Consider the following 19,170-nt stretch of genomic DNA (forward strand, 5'->3'; position numbering starts at 1 on the left):
GGCTGCCGCCTTATTTTTAGAGAGCGACAGCAACAACGAGGCCCAAAGGCCTCTTTTTTAATAGAAATTTATATGACTTTTTTTAAAAGCTCAAATTTAAATATTTAAGAATATTTTAAGCTTTATTTAATGTTTAAGAAACAATGGTTATATAAAATTTAAATATAACAAATAGAAATCATAATATGAAATTTAATAAAATTGGATAAATTGAAGAAAAAAATTCTTATAATATTTTTAAATTATAAAGAGTTTATTAAGTTTATTTAAAGTGCTATAAAATAGTATATAATAAAAATAAATGTAGAGTATTAAGAATAGTCAAATCAAAATGCTATTAAATACAATATTATATGATAATATTTAATATACAAATTATAGTTATCAATTAAGGAGGAAAGCATGGAACAAGAACACAAAATTTCAAAGGATGCTGTTAAAGTTTTTAGAATTAAAGAATTTATTGGAGTGGTTATAATATTTTTAGTATTTGTAGCATTTTTTAAATTTGCACCCAATTTTAAATTTAAGAATATTGTATCAGGTATTTTTGTTGCAATTATAGTATTGAATTTTGTAAGTGCACTAATTTTTCCAAAGATAGAGTATAAAAATTGGTCATATTACATGGAAAAGGACAAGATAATACTTAGATATGGAGTATTCGTAATAAAGACTGTAGTAATTCCTATAAAAAGAATACAATATGTGGATACATCTACAGGACCAATACTTTCACATTTTCAACTTACAAATTTAGCTATATACACTGCAGGAGGTAGATATGAAATTCCAGCTTTAATAGACGATATAGCAAAAGAACTTCAAGATGCTATAACTAGTTCTGTAGTAAGGAGTTTAGATGAAGATGAAATATAAAAAGCAACATCCATATTTTTTTATAAGTAAAATAATTAGTAATTTAAAGGAGTATATAATTTCATTTCTAATTGTAATAGGGGCTGTGATTACAAAAGGTAAGAATACTAAAATTTTATTCCTAATAATTGCCTTAGTTGTATTAATTATTGTAGTAATGACAATAGTGAGTTGGAAAAAGAATGTATATGGTTTTGATGAAACTGGTATGCATGTTAAAGAAGGTTTAATAAATAGAAAATCAAGATATATACCTAAAGATAAAATACATACTATGGATATAGATTCTAAATTTGTTCAAAGGTTATTTGGAGTAGTTACACTTAAAATTGATACTGCAGGTGGTGGAAAACAAACTGAGGTTAACTTAATTTTAAGCAAAGAAGAATCAGAAAATATTAGGGAAGTTTTATTAAGCAGTAATAATATTGAGGAAAATGAAGAAGAAAAGATTATAACAATACAGCAACAAGAAAAAATCTCTCATGATGACGTAAAGTATAAGGCTTCAGTTATGGATTTAATTATTACCGCTATAACATCAAAGTATATAATGGGAGGATTGTTGTTTATCTTTGTATTATATGACAAAATAAATAATATAATTCCCAAAAGTTTTAAAAATAAACTTGATAGTTTTGGGAATAAAAGTGCTGAGAGTGTGATGGCTTATAAATCAATTCAGTTAATAGTAGTACTTGTAATAATAGCGCTTGTAATAACATTTATTATATCTATTATTACTACAGTTATAACCTATTATGATTTTACAATAAAAAGAAATGGTAATAAAATAAACATAACTTATGGATTATTTGATAAAAAGTCAATCATAATTCCTATTTATAGAATACAAAGTATATCCATTGTAGAAGGAATACTAAAGAAACCTTTTAATGCTGTGTCAATTAACATTGAAAGTGTAGGTTATGGTAAGGAAAAGGGTGAATCTACCATTTTATGTCCACTTCTTAAGAAAAATCAAATAGATAAATTTTTTAAAGAAGTTTTAACTGAAATAGAACCAAAATTTGAATTTTCTTATTCATCCAATAAATCTATTATGGGTTATCTAATTAGAGCTAGTATACTCCCATTATTAATAACGTTTTTTATTACTTATAAGTTTAAATATGGTTTTTTTAGTTTATTAATTCTGCCTTTTTTCTTATTGTTAGGTTATTATAGGCAAAAAAATGCAGGAATATGTATAAAAGAAAATGAATTAATTATGCAATTTAGGGTATTAGCAAAACACATAGTAATAATACAAAAGAAAAACGTCCAAAGCTCAATAAAGTCACAAAACATTTTTCAAAGAAGAAGTAATTTAGTTAATATAAAAGCCGCAATTCAAGGGGAAATTGTTCAAAAGGAATACGTTGTAAAAGGCATGAACAATAATGAATTTACAAAATTACAAAATTGGCTGTTAAAATGAGTAAAAGTATTGATATAAATACAATATAGTAATATAATTTAATAAAATATTATAAGTAAAGGAAAAGGAAAAAATATGAAAGTAACTATTGATGAAAAAACAGTTGAAATTATAAAAAATATGTTAAAAGAACAGAATAAGACTGCAGTGAGAATTGCTAAAACAGGTATTGCTTGTGGAGGAATACAAAAGGAAATAGTTATGGATGAAGAAAAAGAAAATGATGATGTAGTGATAGATCATGATATTAAAATTGTAGCAGACAAAAGTATTTCTTTCTTTTTTACTAGTGCACTGATAACTCATAAAGAAGGCATTAATGGGATAAGATTTAAAATAATATAAAATTTAGTATTGACAATATGAATAAAACAGTATAGTATATAAAACAAGCTAATTGTTTAAAACCGATGAGAAGAAAGAGTAGGTATAAGGAGTTTAGTTTAAGCGAGTTTGGAATGGTGAGAGCCAAATACTGTAGCCTGTATTGAATGGGTCTTCAAGGTGTAATGCGAAATAGTAGTAGCAATAACCGGTAGTCTACCGTTAAAAAGACAGGGTATCGAGTAAAATCTGTACCTGTATGAGATAGTTTTGTATTTAGGTGGTATAACGAAATTTGGCATTTCGTCCTTTATGGATGAAATGTTTTTTTATTTTTCACTATAAGTATAAGCTAATTTGGGTGGCACCACGGTCATTTCGTCCCATTTTCAGGATGAAATGGCCTTTTTTGTATTTAAATTATAAATAAAGTTAAGAGAGGTGGTATAAAATAATGAATTTATCAGAAAAAGAATTTTACCATTATAAGAGTTTGAAAAAAAACTTTCCTCTATTTATGAAAGTAAATGGAGATGAGATTACTCCCATAGGAATTTATTATAACTTAAATGGAAAAAATAAATTTTTGCTTGAAAGCATATATTCTGAAAATGAAATAGGAAGGTATTCTTTTGCGGGAATGAACCCTTATAGGAAGGTGAAGAGTTATGGAAAAAGCATAGTTGTAGAAGATGAAAACGGATTAAAAAGTGTAAAAGGCAATGTATTAGAGTATATAAAAAAATATTTGAATGAGAGTTATGAGGCATTAGGGCTTTCTATACCATTTGTAGGAGGAGGCATAGGATATGTTGGATATGACGTAATAAGACAATATGAAAGACTACCCAATGAAAATCAAGATATCATAAAAACTCCAGAAACCTATATTATGTTTTACAAAGTTTTCATTTGTTATGATCATTTTAAACATGAGATTTATTTAATTTATAATGTCAATGCAGATGAGGAAAAGGATTATAAAAATATAGTAAGTTATTTAAAAAAGTTAAAAGAACTTATAGTTAGAGGTAATGCAATACATGAGTTAAAAGAAGCAAATAATGAAAAAAGTGTAATTTCAAATGTAACAAAAGAAAAATATTGTACTATGGTTGAAAAAGCAAAGGAATATATAAAGGCAGGAGATATATTTCAGGTAGTTTTATCGCAAAGGCTTAAAATTAAAAGTACATCAAAGCCCTTTGATGTATATAGAAGATTGAGAAGTAAAAATCCGTCACCTTATTTATTTTATATAGATTTTGAAGAATTTAAAATAGCAGGTTCATCACCAGAAAGTTTAGTTGCAGTAAAAAAAGAAAGAGTGATTACCAATCCTATAGCAGGAACGAGGATTAGAGGAAAAAATCCAGAGGAAGATTTGAAATTTAAAGATGAACTCTTAAAGGATGAAAAAGAAAAGGCAGAACATTTAATGTTAGTAGATCTAGGAAGAAATGATATAGGAAAAATAAGCAAGTTTGGCAGCGTAAAACTAGATAAATTTATGGATGTAGATTTTTATTCTCATGTTATGCATATAGTTTCAAAGGTTTCAGGAAATATAAGAGATGATTTGCATTATTTAGATGCTCTAAAATCTTGTTTACCTGTGGGTACAGTATCCGGAGCACCAAAAATAAGAGCTATGGAGATAATTGATGAATTAGAAAATACAAAACGAGGAATTTATTCAGGTGCAGTTGGATATTTTTCACTTAATGGCAATATGGATACCTGTATTGCAATAAGAACTATACTATTCAAAGATAGTTATGCATATGTTCAAGCTGGTGCAGGTATTGTTTATGACTCTATACCTGAAAATGAATATAAAGAAACATTAAATAAGGCTATGGCTATGATAGAGGTGATATAATGATACTTTTGATAGATAATTATGATTCATTTACTTATAATCTTTACCAGTATATTGGTGAAATATATAAAAATATAAAAGTTGTTAGGAATGATGAAATATCTTTGGAGGATGTAGGAAAATTAAATCCAGAAGGAATTATATTGTCACCAGGACCTGGAATTCCTGAAAATGCTGGAATATGTATAGATACAATAAAAAGCTTTGGGAGGAGAATTCCTATTTTAGGTATATGCCTTGGACATCAAGCTATAGGATGTGCTTATGGAGGAAAAGTAGTAAGAGCTAATAATATAATGCATGGAAAGACTTCTAAAATAAGCATAAAGCAAAACAAGTTGTTTGAAGATTTGAAAAGTTCTATGACAGTTATGAGATATCATTCTCTTGTAATAGAAAAAAATACATTTCCAATAGAACTTATTATAACTGGTAAAAGTTTAGATGATGGTGAAATAATGGCAATTAAGCACAAGAAATATGAAGTTTATGGACTTCAATTTCATCCAGAATCAATTCTTACTGAAAATGGTAAAGTAATGATAAAAAATTTTGTAAAGGAGATTTGTAATGTTACAGGAAATAATTAAAAAGATTATAGCTCAGAAAAATTTAAAGGAAAAAGAAGCTTATGATGCTATGAATGAAATTATGTTAGGTAAAGGAACAAATTCTCAAATAGGAGCTTTTCTTGCAGGTCTTAGAATGAAGGGTGAAACTACAGAAGAAATAACTGGGTTTGCAAAAGCAATGAGAGATAATGCAATTACTTTGAAACTTGACTCAAATTATGTTATTGATACTTGCGGAACTGGAGGAGATGGAGGAAAGACCTTTAATATATCTACAGCAGTGGCATTAGTTGCTGCTTCAGCTGGAGTAAAGGTGGCCAAACATGGAAATAGAGCAGTGTCAAGTAAAAGCGGTAGCGCAGATGTGCTTGAAAAATTGGGCTTTAACATAAATTTAGAACCAGAAGCAGCAAAAAAATGCATTAATGAAAAAGGAATGGCATTTTTATTTGCTCAAAAGTATCATAATGCTATGAAGAATGTAGCTGCTCCGAGAAAAGAACTAGGGGTAAGAACAATATTTAATTTATTAGGGCCGCTTACAAATCCTGCTTTTGTAAAAGGACAAATTTTGGGAGTATATGATAAGAATCTAACTCATATTATGGCGGAGGTACTTTCCAACTTAGGTTGTGAAAGAGCCATGGTAGTTTGTGGAGAAGATGGACTTGATGAAATAACTACTACATCACTAACTTATGTAAGTGAGTTGAAAAATGGAGAAATATCAGATTATACAATAAATCCAGAAGATTTCGAAATAAGGATAAGCAGCACCGATAATATTTCTGGAGGCACTTCTGAAGAAAATGCGGTAACAATACTTCAGATTTTGCAGGGAAAGAAAGGTGCTAAAAGAGATATTGTAATACTTAATAGTGCAGCAGCTTTGTATGTTGGAAAAGTGTGTGAAAATATGAAGGAAGGAGTAAAAGTGGCAGAAGCACTTATAGACTCAGGTGAAGTTTACAAGAAGATGAATGAATTAAAAAATTACAGTAATAAATTTTTAGCTTGATAATGAATGTGAAATAAATTAATTGAGTATACAGAAAGGATTGATAAGAAGGAATGATATTAGATGAAATAGTAGCACATAAAAGTAAGCAGATAGAGTTAGAAAAAGAAATTATACCTTTAAATAAAGTCATTGAGGAATGCAATGATGTAGTTATACGAGATTTTAAAAAAGCGATTATCAATGAGAATATATCAATTATTTCAGAAATAAAGAAAGCATCTCCTTCAAAGGGAGTCATTTTAGAAGATTTTAATCATATTGAAATAGCTAAAGTATATGAAAATATAAATGTAGATGCGGTGTCAGTACTTACTGAAAAGAATTTTTTTAAAGGAGATGATAGTTATATAAATGATGTTAAAAAAGTAAATTTAAAACCTATTTTAAGAAAGGATTTTATAATTGATGCTTACCAAATATATCAATCAAAAGCTATAGGTGCAGATGCTATATTGCTTATAGTTTCTATATTAAAATATAAATTAAAAGAATACTATGATTTAGCAAGAAGCCTTGGACTTCAATGTTTAGTTGAGGTTCATAATAAAGAGGAACTTAAAATAGCTATACAAAGTGGCTGTTCAATTATAGGTATAAATAATAGAAATTTGAAAGACTTTACAGAGGACTTAAAAAATACAGAGAGACTTATAAAAAATGTGCCTTCTGAAGTTTTAGTAGTATCTGAAAGTGCTATAAAGACTCCAGAGAATATAAGATATTTAAGAGGCTTAGGTGTAAATGCAGTACTTATAGGGGAAACATTTATGAGAAATATTAAAAATATAAACAGGTTAAATGAATTTGTGGAGAAGGCTAAATGTTTTTAAGATGGGTCAAACTATTACATTTAGAAAGGGGTAGTATATGGCTTTAGTAAAAGTGTGTGGGATAAGACGAATTGAAGATATAGAATTTTTAAATGAATTAAAGCCTGAATATGCAGGATTTGTATTTTGTAAAAGTAAGAGGCAAATTAATTTAGAACTTGGAGCACAGCTTATAGAAAAATTAGATAAAAATATAAAAAGAGTTGGAGTTTTTCAAAACAATTCTTTGGAAGAAGTAAAAAATACAGCAGAAGTTTTAAAATTAGATGTTATACAGTTACATGGAATTGAAGATGAGAATTATATAAAGAAACTATTTCCATTTAAGATATGGAAAAGCATAGGTATTGATGTATCTCATGATTTAAAAGATGATGTTAAAATTAAGTTTTATGAAGATGAAATAAATAAAATATGCCAATATGACGTTGAAGCGGTAATTATAGACAGTGATGTAAAGGGAAGTTCTGGTGGCACAGGAATGAGTTTTAATTGGAAGTTGCTGAATAATCTAAATATAACTAAGAAGATAGTTTTAGCAGGTGGATTGAATTTTTATAATATTACTCAAGCTATAAAGATTGTAAAACCTTATGCAGTAGATGTATCAAGTGGTGTAGAAGAAAATGGGATTAAAAGCTTTGAAAAAATAAAGCAATTCATAAATAAAGTTAAAAAAGATAATATGAGAAAATAAATTTAATATTAATATAAATGAAAGTGAGGAATTTTTGATGAATGGAAGATTTGGAAAATTTGGAGGACAATATGTACCAGAAACTATAATGAATGCTCTTACAGAATTGGAAAATGAATTTAATGAAGCTGTGCAAGATAAAGAATTTATGGATGAATATAAGTATTATCTTAAAGATTATGTAGGAAGAGAAAATCCATTGTATTTTGCAAAGAACTTAACTGAGGATTTAGGAGGAGCTAAGATATATCTTAAAAGGGAAGATCTAAATCATACAGGAGCACATAAAATAAACAATGCTTTAGGGCAAGTTTTGCTTGCTAAAAGAATGGGAAAGAAAAGAGTTATAGCTGAAACAGGCGCTGGTCAACATGGTGTAGCTACAGCTACAGCAGCAGCTATGTTTGGTATGGAATGTGAAATATTTATGGGAAAAGAAGATATTGAAAGACAGGCTCTTAATGTATTTAAAATGAAAATATTAGGTTCTAAAGTAAACTCAGTAAGCACAGGTACAGGCACTCTTAAAGATGCAGTAAATGAAGCTATGAGAGATTGGGTATCAAATATAGATAATACATTTTATGTAATTGGCTCTGTAATGGGACCGCACCCATATCCAACTATGGTTAGAGATTTTCAAAGGGTAATTGGGGATGAAGCTAGAAAACAGATACTAGAAAAAGAAGGTAAGTTACCTGATTATGTGGTTGCTTGTGTTGGAGGTGGAAGTAATTCTATGGGAATTTTTTATCCATTTGCATCTGATGCTTCTGTAAAATTGATAGGGGTAGAAGCTGCTGGTAAAGGCTTGGATACAGAGGAACATGCAGCCACTATATCAAAAGGCTCTATAGGAGTAATACATGGCATGATGACTTATGTATTACAGGATGAAGATGGACAAATACTTCCAGCATATTCAATATCTGCAGGACTTGATTATCCAGGAGTAGGTCCAGAACATGCATATTATCATGATATTAAAAGAGCAAGCTATGAAGCTGTAACGGATAAAGAAGCACTAGAAGCTTTTACTCATTTATCGCAAATTGAAGGAATAATACCAGCACTTGAAAGTTCTCATGCAGTGGCTTATGTAATGAAAGTAGCTCCTAAGCTCGATAAGGAGGATATCGTTATTGTCAATTTATCTGGAAGAGGAGACAAGGATATAAATACTGTAGCAAACATAATGGGGGTAGAATTATAATGAATAGAATAGAGTTAAAATTTAATAACCTTAGAAAAAATGAAGAAAAGGCATTAATACCATTTATAACAGCTGGAGATCCTGATTTGAATACTACTATAGACCTTGTACTTTCTATGGAAGAAGCTGGAGCGGATATAATAGAACTTGGAATACCTTATTCAGATCCTTTGGCTGATGGAGTTACAATACAGGCATCTTCAAATAGAGCGCTTAAAAATGGAGCTAAAATAGTAAAAATAATGGATACAGTGAAAAAGATAAGAGAAAAAACGCAAATTCCTTTAGTATATCTTGTTTATTATAATTCAATATTTAAATATGGTATGGAAAAATTTATGAAAGAATCTAATGAAAGCGGAATAGATGGTGTTATAATACCTGATCTTCCAATAGAAGAAAGAAAGGATATTATAACTATAGGAAAAAGATATGATATTGATATTATTCCTCTTGTGGCACCTACATCTAAAGAAAGAATAAAAAGTATTGTGAAAGATGCCAAAGGCTTTGTATATTGCGTTTCTGTAAATGGAGTTACAGGTGTAAGAAATGATATAAGTACAAATGTGGAAGAGTATATGAATACAATTTCAGAATATACAAATCTTCCTAAAGCATTAGGTTTTGGAATATCATCATCAGAAATGGCTGCAGGATTTAAACCATATTGTGAAGGCATAATTGTAGGAAGTGCAGTAATTAAAGAAATAGAAAATGGAAAAAATAAAGAAGATGTAATAAATAATGTGAGAAAATTTGTTGAAAAGTTGAAAAAAGCTTAAAATATTAATAATATCTTGAAATTAAAGATTAGCTGCAATTGAAATCAATTGCAGCTCTATTTTACTTTAGTATTGTCGTTATTTTATATACAAACAAATTAGAAATTAACAATAAATATCAAGAAAATATAGAATCTTTGTTAAATATATTATACATCTATATAAAATCAAATTATGCAATAATACAGAAAAATGAATAAAATTCACCGGCAATATTCGATGATGGTATTGTAAAAAAATAATAATATGATAAATATTAACTTTAATGTATAAAATTATTGTTAAAAAATTAACGATAAAAAAGTGAAAAACAGACTTAATTTGTAGAAAAATATACAAAAACAATGTTTTTAAAAGAAAAACCAAAAAATATTTGACAAATAATAAACTATCATGCATAATAGTAAACAGCAAAATAAATGTCGAAAAAGTAAAAAATGAATCAAAGTAAAATAAATTACTTTTAATTATTAGAAAATTGCGAAAAATTTTGCTAAAAAATAAGAAAGAGGTGTACTTGATGAAAGTTACAAACGTTGAAGAATTGATGAGAAAAATGGAAGAAGTAAAAAGTGCTCAAAAGAAATTTGCTACTTATAGTCAAGAACAAGTTGATGAAATTTTTAGACAAGCATCTATAGCAGCAAATAATGCTAGAATATCACTTGCTAAAATGGCAGTAGAAGAAAGTGGTATGGGCATAGTTGAAGATAAAGTTATTAAAAATCACTTTGCTTCAGAATACATATATAATAAATTTAAGGACTTAAAGACTTGTGATGTTATAGAAAAGGATGAAGCCTTTGGTCTTACTAAGATTGCAGAACCAATAGGAGTTATTGCTGCTGTTGTTCCAACAACAAATCCAACATCCACTGCAATTTTTAAGGCTTTAATAGCATTGAAGACTAGAAATGGTATAATTTTCTCACCTCATCCAAGAGCAAAAAAATGCACTACAGCTGCAGCCAAAATAGTACTTGATGCAGCAGTTAAAGCTGGTGCTCCAGAGGGAATAATTGGATGGGTAGATGAACCAACAGTTGAACTTTCAGGAATAGTAATGAAAGAAGCGGATATAATCCTTGCAACAGGTGGACCAGGGATGGTAAAAGCTGCTTATTCATCAGGTAAACCAGCTTTAGGTGTTGGTCCTGGTAATACACCAGCTATAATTGATGATTCGGCTGATATTAAAATGGCTGTAAATTCAATACTTCTTTCGAAAACTTTTGATAATGGTATGATTTGTGCTTCTGAACAATCAGTTGTAGTAGTTGATTCCGTATATGATAAGGCAAGAAAAGAGTTTGCAGATAGAGGAGCATACATTTTAAAGAAGGATGAAGTAGCTAAAGTTGGAAGTGTAATATTAGTAAATGGAGCTTTAAATGCTAAAATCGTTGGGCAGCCTGCTTATAAAATAGCTGAACTTGCAGGAATATCAGTTCCTAAAACAGCGAAAGCTCTTATAGGTGAAGTTGAATCAGTTGGACTAGAAGAACCATTTTCACATGAAAAGTTATCGCCTGTTCTAGCTTTATATAGGGGTAAAAATTTTGAGGATGCACTTGCAAAAGCTGTAATACTTGTTGAACATGGTGGATTTGGACATACTTCATCACTATATGTAGATGAAATGAATCAAAAAGATAAAATAGCAAAATACTCTGCTGCTATGAAAACTTGTAGAACATTAATAAATATGCCTTCGTCGCAAGGAGCTATAGGCGATATATTTAATTTTAAATTGAATCCTTCATTGACATTAGGTTGTGGTTCGTGGGGTGGAAACTCTGTATCAGAAAATGTTGGACCACAACATTTAATAAATATTAAAAGTGTAGCTGAGAGGAGAGAAAATATGCTTTGGTTTAGAGTTCCAGAAAAAGTTTACTTCAAATATGGATGCCTTCCAGTTGCACTAAAAGAACTTAAAGAATTAAATAAAAAGAAAGCATTTATAGTAACTGATAAGGTACTTTATCAATTAGGATATGTTGATAAAGTTACAAAAGTTCTTGATGAAATAGGTGTTGCTTGTAAAATATTTACAGATGTAGAACCAGATCCAACCTTGGCTACAGCTAAAAAGGGTACTGAACAATTGTTAAGTTTTGATCCAGATACAATTATAGCTGTTGGTGGTGGATCAGCAATGGATGCTGCTAAGATTATGTGGGTAATGTATGAGCACCCAGAAGTAGCCTTTGAAGATCTTGCGATGAGATTTATGGATATAAGAAAGAGAGTATTTACATTCCCTAAGATGGGTGAAAAAGCTATGATGATATCAGTAGCAACATCAGCTGGTACTGGTTCGGAAGTTACTCCTTTTGCAGTTATTACTGATGAAAAGACAGGTCAAAAATATCCATTAGCTGACTATGCTTTAACTCCAAATATGTCTATAGTTGATGCGGAATTAATGATGGGCATGCCAAGAGGATTAACGGCAGCATCAGGTATAGATGCTTTAACACATGCCCTTGAAGCTTATGTATCAATAATGGCTTCTGAGTTTACAAATGGATTGGCATTAGAAGCTATAGAAACAATATTTAAATATTTACCAATAGCATACAGCGAAGGCCAAACTAATAAGGAGGCAAGGGAAAAAATGGGACATGCTTCATGTATTGCTGGTATGGCATTTGCTAATGCATTCTTGGGAATTTGCCATTCATTAGCACATAAACTAGGAGCTCAGCACCATGTACCACACGGAGTTGCTAATGGATTATTGATAAATGAAGTTATTAAATTTAATGCAGTAGATAATCCAAGAAAACAAGCAGCATTCCCACAGTATAAATATCCAAATGCTAAAGCTAGATATGCTAAGATTGCTGATTTCTTGGGATTAGGTGGAAAAACAGAAGATGAAAAAGTTGAATTATTGCTTAAAGCTATAGATGAATTAAAAGCAAAAGTTGGTTTGCCAATGACTATAAAAGAAGCTGGAGTTAGTGAAGAGAGTTTCTACGCAACTCTTGATGATATGTCAGAGAAAGCTTTTGATGATCAATGCACAGGGGCTAATCCAAGATATCCATTAATAAGCGAACTTAAACAAATATATATAAATGTATTTGATAAACCAACGGTACTTGAGGAAGCTTCAGTAATTAAAGAAAAAAAGAAAAAATAAATAAGTGAATACAAAATGGTGTTTTAAAGAAATTTTGAAACACCATTTTGCTGAGATAAATACTATATCAAAAATGTATAAAATACACCCTACAAGATAGCATGAGAACATGTTTGTCTTATAGGGTGAAGTTTTTTATTACTACTTTTAATAGTATAATTTTTTAAAGCTTAAATATCTTTATGCTGTTCTCCAAATCTTCTGCTAAGTTTGAAAGATCCTGTACATTACGGGATATTTCTTGAAGGGCAGCAGATTGTTCTTGAGTAGATGCTGCTATTTCTTCTGTACTTGCAGCAGTACTTGTAGATATATTCTGAATTTCGTCGGCATTTTCATTTACTTGGTTTATGCTATTGGTTGATTCTTCTACCATGGAATTAACTTTTTCAAGATACTCTTTTGTATCATTAAAGGATTTTAGTATTTCGTCTAAAGAATCTCCTACTACAGTTACAATTTCTTCTCCCTTTATAGATTCTTTAGTTCCTTCTTCGATAGAGGAAAGAGCTTTTTCTGTTTTACTTTGTGTTGCAGCTATTAATTCCTTTATATTGTTAGAAGATTTCATTGATTCTTCTGCAAGATTTCTTACTTCATCAGCAACTACAGCAAAGCCTTTACCAGCTTCTCCAGCTCTAGCTGCTTCAATTGAGGCGTTTAGAGCAAGTAAATTAGTTTGATCAGCTATACCATCAATAAGTTCTACTATATTTCCTATTTGCTTAGAAGTTTCTTGGAGTTCTACAATTACATTTGATGAATAAAGTACACTATCTTTTATAACACCTATTTGATTTACCATACTATTCATTTTGTCTCTTCCAGTAGAAGCAAGATTGCTTGTATTCTCAGAAAACTCTACTACTGATTTAACTTGATTTCTTATATCTGTCATATTATCTACAGCTTTTTTTAAAGAAATAGATATTTCATCTGTAGCCTTAACTTGTTTTTCCGCACCGTCAGCAACTTCTTCTGTAGAACTTGAAATTTCTTCTGATACTTCTGCTGCTTGCTGTGCAGAGGATAAAAGATTGCTTGAGGATTCTGCAATATTTTGTGACATGTTATTTATCTTATTAGTAATATCTCGTAAATTTTCAATCATATTGTTAAAACTTGCAGCTACCATTCCTATTTCATCTTGTGATTTGATTTCTACAGATTTAGTAAGGTCTCCTTTTGATGCTTCTTCTGCAACTTCAGCAAGTTTTGCTAAAGGTTTTAGATTATTAGATACTATTCTTATTATTATAAATCCTCCCATAATAACTGCCAGTAATGCTACCAATAAAGAAACTATAGCTATGTTTCTTAATGCTGCATTTTGACTTGCCAAAGAAATTCCTATTTGTACAGCTCCGGCAACATTTTCTCCACTGTGCAAAGGGATTGTAATGTCATATACATCTTGTCCATTATAACTTTTGACATAAGAGCTTATTTTTCCTTCTTGAATTGCAGATTTACTTCCTGTGTCTGTTAAAATAGTTCCTGTCTTACTTTTATCGCTATGTGCAGTAATTTTTGAATTTTTGTCCAATGTAGCAGCATAAACTATATTTGAACCTTTTAATAATCTGTTAACAAGATTTTGTTCACTTATAGAATCATTAAGCTTTGCTATTTCGTTTGCTATAATACCTATTTGAGCTATTCCACCACCAGGTATTGCTACTTCACCATATTTATAATAATTACCATCACCTATGTATGAACTTTTTCTTATCGCTTCTACAGCTTTTTCTTGCTTTCCTTTTAATATTGCTTGTACATTGGCATTATCCTTATAATCAAAATTAATATTAGCAGGCATATTGGAATGTGTTATAATTCCTTGAGCATTAGCTATGTCTATTTCTTGAACACCTATTTTTGAGGCTATTTCTTTTAAATATTCATCAGATACTGATGGGTTTTGACCTATTAGATAGCCTATTGAGGTCATTTTATCGCCTAAAACAATATCTATTTGATTTGACATAGCCTTATTAGTTTCCATTTCTGAAGTTATTTCTTTAACTAAACTTATTCCTTGACTCTCAATTTCGCTCTTTAGCTTAGTGCTTGCAACATAAAAAATTATAGTGGTTAATATTGCTATAGCCACTAAAAGCACAATAACTGCACTAGCAGTTATTTTGACTTTCAATGAATTTTTTTTTGACATACTTCCATTTTTCACAAAATCACTCCATTTTCATTATAGTATTGAATAATTTGCCATAATTGGACAAACACAAACTATATTTTACATCAATTACACTTAAAATTCAACAAGTTTAATTTTAAGTATAATTTAATTTTAAGTTAAATTATATATTATGGTAGTGATCGGATAAAAAGTTTAATAAGAAACTATATTATAATAATTTGAAATATGTAGTATTTAAAGTTAATTCTTCAATTAAATACTAAAATACATAATTAAGCAATTAATTTGAAAGCTTGGATAATAATATATTTGTTAGTTCTTTTAAAATATCCATAACTATAGTAATTTCTTCGGCTGTTATATTATCAATATGAATACCACAGGTTGTAACTACATTTTTATTTAACTTTGAAGAAATGGCATGGGATACATATCTTGCAGCTTCATCATCCTTATGTCCCACTAAATTCAAAATAGATGTTGTTGCACTTCTTTTTTTAAAATCTGATAAACTTGGTCTAGGAATACTTAAAGTTACAGAACCTATGTGAGGACTATCTCCACCTGAGATTATGATACATAAATCGTTTCCTATTAAAATAGCTTTTAAGTTAATCTTTATTCTGCCTTTTTCTATAGTTAAATCGTGCACTTATTAACCTCCCAATATCTAATAACTGGCGTTTTCTCCCCATCTATTAAATCCATTTACCTCAATGTGAAATTTATCTAGAATTTTACCAATAATATGTGTATTCAAGTCTTCTACACTAGCAGGTTTATTATAATATGACATCATTGGAGGCACAATAATTGCACCTAACTCAGATAAGGAAAGTAAATTTCTTAAATGAATTGTACTTAGAGGACTTTCTCTAGGTACTAATACTAATTTTCTTCTTTCCTTAATAGTAACATCTGCAGCTCTCAAAAGTAAGTTGTCAGAATAACCACATGCAATACCAGCAGCAGTTTTCATACTACAAGGAACTATAACCATACCTTCAGTTCTAAAGGTACCACTAGCTATGCTTGCACCAATATCTTTTAGTGAATAAGTTTTATCTGCTAGGTTAATTACATCTATTAATTTATAATTTGTTTCTTTAAGTATAGTTTGTTCTGCACCTTTAGAAATTACTAAATGACTTTCCCAATCAGGATGTTTTTTTAGCGTTTTTAATATTTCAATGCCTAATATAGCACCACTTGCACCGCTAATACCTATTACTAGTCTTTTTTTATTATTAATTGTTACATTACATTCCATAAATTTAAACACCTTTTTAATTAGTTTTTTTAATTATTATTTTATTTTTTAAAATAATTCTGGAGCAAAACGGCTTGGATCCACATCTTTAAATTTGGCTCTTTGGAATTTGTCTTTCAAATTATAAGGTACTGTGCAATCAAAAATTACTTTACAAGAAATACCTTTATCCTTAAGTAGTGGATTATAATAAGGATTTTGAGAAGGATCTAATGGGTGACAACGTACGCCAGGGATAAATACTGTATCAATATCACCTTGATAACGTGTATTAAGAGCCCACATTACATCATTACTGTCAAATGGGTCAACATCTTCATCAACCAAGATTACATGTTTAAGTTCAGAAAATGCTGAAAATGCCAATAATGCAGCTTGTCTTTGACGTCCTTCATCACTTGGTTTACTTTTTTTAAACTGTAAAATAGCCATATATTTGCCACCACCTGATGGATGTGCATAAACATTTAAAAGCCTGCCTGGCATGGCTTTTTCTATCATTTGAAGTATACTTGCTTCTGTTGGAATACCAGCCATACTAACATGTTCTTCACTTGGTCCAATACAAGTTTGCATTATTGGATTTATTCTATGAGTAACAGCTTTTACTTTAATTACTGGCATTTCACTACAAGCTGGTCCAGTGTATCCAGGAAATTCTGGCATGGCCTTTCCTGTATTTGTATTTTGATCTTCTCTAACACGTACATTAGGAAGCAATTCTCCTTCTATGACATATTCTGCATTAGCAATAGCTTTTTCATTAATTGTTAAGCACTTAGTTAGCTTAACAGGTACTCCTCTAATGGCACCAGCAATGCTTAATTCGTTAAAACCAAGAGGAGTTGTTGGTGGTTCAAAACATGATGCGATTTCAATAGCAGGGTCAACACCTATACTAATAGAAATTGGTAATGGTTTATTTAATTTTTCTGCTTTTTCACGAAACACTTCTAAATGACGAGCACCTGGTACAAAGTACATTGAAATTTCATCTTTACTTTGCAAGCATAAACGGTGTATTGTAATATCAGACTCACCACTTCCTGGATCAGAAGCATAACACATGCCCATAGTGATATATGGACCAGCATCTTCTTCTGTATTAGTTGGTGCAGGTATCAATTTTCTAATATCAAAATTTAGATCATCTGCATAATGAACAACTTCCTGACAAACTGCTTCAGTTTGAGGAATTGTTATTGGTGTAATTGGCTTTTTTACAGCTTCATTCAATAAAAATCCTAATTTTTCTGGTTTCGAATCAAGCATAAGGCCAACTCTTTCACGACTGGCTAAAAGTCCAATAATAACTCTCGCATTTTTATGACCTTTAACATTATTAAAGATCATAGCAGGTCCAATTTTTGTTGGACGCATTACTGTTCCACCAGCGCCAATATAACGATACACGCCAGATAGTTCAGCATGAGGGTTCACAGGCTCATTAGTTTCAATTAACTGTCCTGGTATTGATGCTAATAATTTTATAGCAGAACGCAAATCAGTTATTTTATTTTTTTCATTCATATGTAATCCTCCTAAAAGTTAAAATATATTAAATTTTTTCTACAGGAATTTGTAATTGACAAAAGTCAACATTTGTATTTTCATCATAAAAAGTAGTATCCAAAAGGCACATATCAATTATATTTCCTGTAATTCTATAACTATTATCGTTAATCCATTCTATCAACTGGTATAAAAATTTAGTATCATAAGGCATACCGTATTTATACATGCAAACATACTTTCCAGGTGGAAGAGTAATAATGTTTTCCATGTTATTATTATCAGAAGATATTATTGAAAATACTCCAGCACCTTGAAATATATATTTTTCATTTAATTGGTTTTTCATTATAATAGTACCAAATCTTCTGGGAGAAAGTATTCCCATCTTGTTTAGAATATTGCATGCCTTCATACTAGTAAAGTGTAGTTCCTTTTTAGATATTTCGTTTTCAAAAGAAATAAATAGTGCTTTTCTTTCAGTAAAATCTTCTATTATAGGCTTGCAAAGTTCATCTTTAAATTGATCAACGTTTGTATATACATTTAATCTTTGCTTAATAAGTTCACGAATGGATAGCAAGCTTTTAATTTCTTCATCTACAAATTCTTTATGGTATTCCAATAAGGAAATAGCTGAAGTAAGATTTCTATGTTCTATATGTTTTTTTATATCATCAAGCTTAATTCCTATAAATTTTAGAAAACAAATTTCTCTTAAGAATGGAATCTGATAAGGACTATAGTATCTATAGCCTTTGTCATCAACATCGGTTGGCTTAAATAATCCTATTTTGTCATAATAAATAAGAGTTTGTCTTGAAATATTATGTATTGAGGCCATTTCACTTATTGATAGATGTTTTTCCAATATATTGCTCCTTTCTTTTGTATCTACTTACTTAATATTTTAATGTGTATAATAACTATATAGTCAATACTAATTTTCAGTTTCTTTCATATTCTGCTTTTGCAATTTAAAAATTATGCGACGTAATGGTGCAGTGGAAGCTTGGATTTTAACTTTTAGTCCGTGATATATGCTAAGTGTGTCATCACGGCTAAATGTTTTAATTATTCTAAAGCTCGAAATTTTTGAAAGCCTAAGAACTTCGTCAAACTCGGTTTCCTCAAACAAGACTAAAGTTCTAAGGCTTTCAAAAATTTTGAGCTAAGAATAATACTAAAACAATTTAGCTAATGTGATGACACACTTAGCATATATCACTACCTAAAAGTTAAAATTCAAACTAGTAACTTCAAGTGTACACATATAATTACATTGTTATAGGCAATTTTAGTAAGCCAAATTATATTTATAATCATAGCTCACTATTTTTTTATACTTATTTAAAGGGATGGTAATCTCTTAGACCGGTAGGTCGTAAAAACTGTTACATATTACCCTAACCCACAAAAATCTTAATGCAAAATT

Annotated in this window: 16 protein-coding genes and 1 other annotated feature; of the genes, 11 read left to right on the forward strand and 5 right to left on the reverse strand. The window is 29.7% G+C overall.

The features are described from left to right. The first annotated feature begins 402 nt into the window (after window positions 1-402). The 11 genes from EG57_RS0209245 (at window position 403) to adhE (ending at window position 12,795) form a co-directional block, all read left to right on the forward strand. Entirely contained in the window at window positions 403-879 is a 477-nt protein-coding gene (locus EG57_RS0209245; RefSeq protein ID WP_032076949.1) for a PH domain-containing protein, read from the forward strand. Then, window positions 869-2,320: a PH domain-containing protein gene (locus tag EG57_RS0209250; RefSeq protein WP_032076950.1), complete on the forward strand. Its 1,452-nt coding sequence runs from the start codon at window positions 869-871 to the stop codon at window positions 2,318-2,320. The genes EG57_RS0209245 and EG57_RS0209250 overlap by 11 nt, the downstream gene beginning before the upstream one ends. A gap of 75 nt (window positions 2,321-2,395) precedes the next feature. Continuing rightward, on the forward strand, window positions 2,396-2,665 hold the full coding sequence (locus EG57_RS0209255; protein ID WP_029162791.1) for an iron-sulfur cluster biosynthesis family protein: 270 nt from the start codon (window positions 2,396-2,398) through the stop codon (window positions 2,663-2,665). Window positions 2,666-2,721: 56 nt separating this feature from the next. Beyond that, window positions 2,722-3,033: a binding site (T-box leader), on the forward strand. Between the two features lie 62 nt (window positions 3,034-3,095). Then, window positions 3,096-4,526, forward strand: a complete 1,431-nt coding sequence (gene trpE / locus EG57_RS0209260; RefSeq protein WP_032076951.1) for an anthranilate synthase component I — start codon at window positions 3,096-3,098, stop codon at window positions 4,524-4,526. Beyond that, window positions 4,526-5,116, forward strand: a complete 591-nt coding sequence (locus tag EG57_RS0209265; protein ID WP_032076952.1) for an anthranilate synthase component II — start codon at window positions 4,526-4,528, stop codon at window positions 5,114-5,116. Before trpE ends, EG57_RS0209265 begins: the two co-directional genes overlap by 1 nt. Then, complete coding sequence (trpD, locus tag EG57_RS0209270; protein WP_032076953.1) at window positions 5,097-6,116, forward strand: anthranilate phosphoribosyltransferase; 1,020 nt, start codon at window positions 5,097-5,099, stop codon at window positions 6,114-6,116. The genes EG57_RS0209265 and trpD overlap by 20 nt, the downstream gene beginning before the upstream one ends. Before the next feature lie 53 nt (window positions 6,117-6,169). Next, on the forward strand, window positions 6,170-6,949 hold the full coding sequence (gene trpC / locus EG57_RS0209275; RefSeq protein WP_032076954.1) for an indole-3-glycerol phosphate synthase TrpC: 780 nt from the start codon (window positions 6,170-6,172) through the stop codon (window positions 6,947-6,949). 37 nt (window positions 6,950-6,986) lie between these two features. Beyond that, complete coding sequence (locus EG57_RS0209280; protein WP_032076955.1) at window positions 6,987-7,646, forward strand: phosphoribosylanthranilate isomerase; 660 nt, start codon at window positions 6,987-6,989, stop codon at window positions 7,644-7,646. Between the two features lie 37 nt (window positions 7,647-7,683). Next, on the forward strand, window positions 7,684-8,859 hold the full coding sequence (gene trpB / locus EG57_RS0209285; RefSeq protein WP_032076956.1) for a tryptophan synthase subunit beta: 1,176 nt from the start codon (window positions 7,684-7,686) through the stop codon (window positions 8,857-8,859). After that, window positions 8,859-9,644: a tryptophan synthase subunit alpha gene (gene trpA, locus EG57_RS0209290; protein ID WP_032076957.1), complete on the forward strand. Its 786-nt coding sequence runs from the start codon at window positions 8,859-8,861 to the stop codon at window positions 9,642-9,644. Before trpB ends, trpA begins: the two co-directional genes overlap by 1 nt. Window positions 9,645-10,164: 520 nt before the next feature. Further along, window positions 10,165-12,795, forward strand: coding sequence for a bifunctional acetaldehyde-CoA/alcohol dehydrogenase (gene adhE / locus EG57_RS0209295; RefSeq protein ID WP_032076958.1), 2,631 nt, complete (start codon window positions 10,165-10,167; stop codon window positions 12,793-12,795). A gap of 163 nt (window positions 12,796-12,958) precedes the next feature. On the opposite strand, the gene EG57_RS0209300 is transcribed toward adhE, so the two are convergent. The 5 genes from EG57_RS0209300 to EG57_RS0209320 all read right to left on the reverse strand — a co-directional run bounded on the left by EG57_RS0209300 (window position 12,959) and on the right by EG57_RS0209320 (window position 18,606). Then, a complete protein-coding gene (locus EG57_RS0209300) occupies window positions 12,959-14,983 on the reverse strand; it encodes a methyl-accepting chemotaxis protein (protein ID WP_052037812.1) in 2,025 nt (674 codons plus the stop codon). A gap of 250 nt (window positions 14,984-15,233) precedes the next feature. Next, the gene (gene lpdD / locus EG57_RS0209305; RefSeq protein ID WP_032076959.1) at window positions 15,234-15,605 is read right to left on the reverse strand and encodes a prenylated flavin chaperone LpdD; all 372 of its coding nucleotides are present in this window, start codon (window positions 15,603-15,605) and stop codon (window positions 15,234-15,236) included. 18 nt (window positions 15,606-15,623) lie between these two features. Beyond that, window positions 15,624-16,223 (reverse strand): UbiX family flavin prenyltransferase, encoded by a 600-nt coding sequence (locus EG57_RS0209310; protein WP_032076960.1) that lies wholly within the window; start codon window positions 16,221-16,223, stop codon window positions 15,624-15,626. Between the two features lie 48 nt (window positions 16,224-16,271). Next, complete coding sequence (locus tag EG57_RS0209315; protein WP_032076961.1) at window positions 16,272-17,753, reverse strand: UbiD family decarboxylase; 1,482 nt, start codon at window positions 17,751-17,753, stop codon at window positions 16,272-16,274. A gap of 28 nt (window positions 17,754-17,781) precedes the next feature. Further along, window positions 17,782-18,606, reverse strand: a complete 825-nt coding sequence (locus tag EG57_RS0209320; protein WP_032076962.1) for a MerR family transcriptional regulator — start codon at window positions 18,604-18,606, stop codon at window positions 17,782-17,784. Between the last annotated feature and the right edge of the window lie 564 nt (window positions 18,607-19,170).

It is taken from the genome of Clostridium drakei (assembly GCF_000633595.2).
GTDB classification, from domain to species: domain Bacteria; phylum Bacillota; class Clostridia; order Clostridiales; family Clostridiaceae; genus Clostridium_AM; species Clostridium_AM drakei.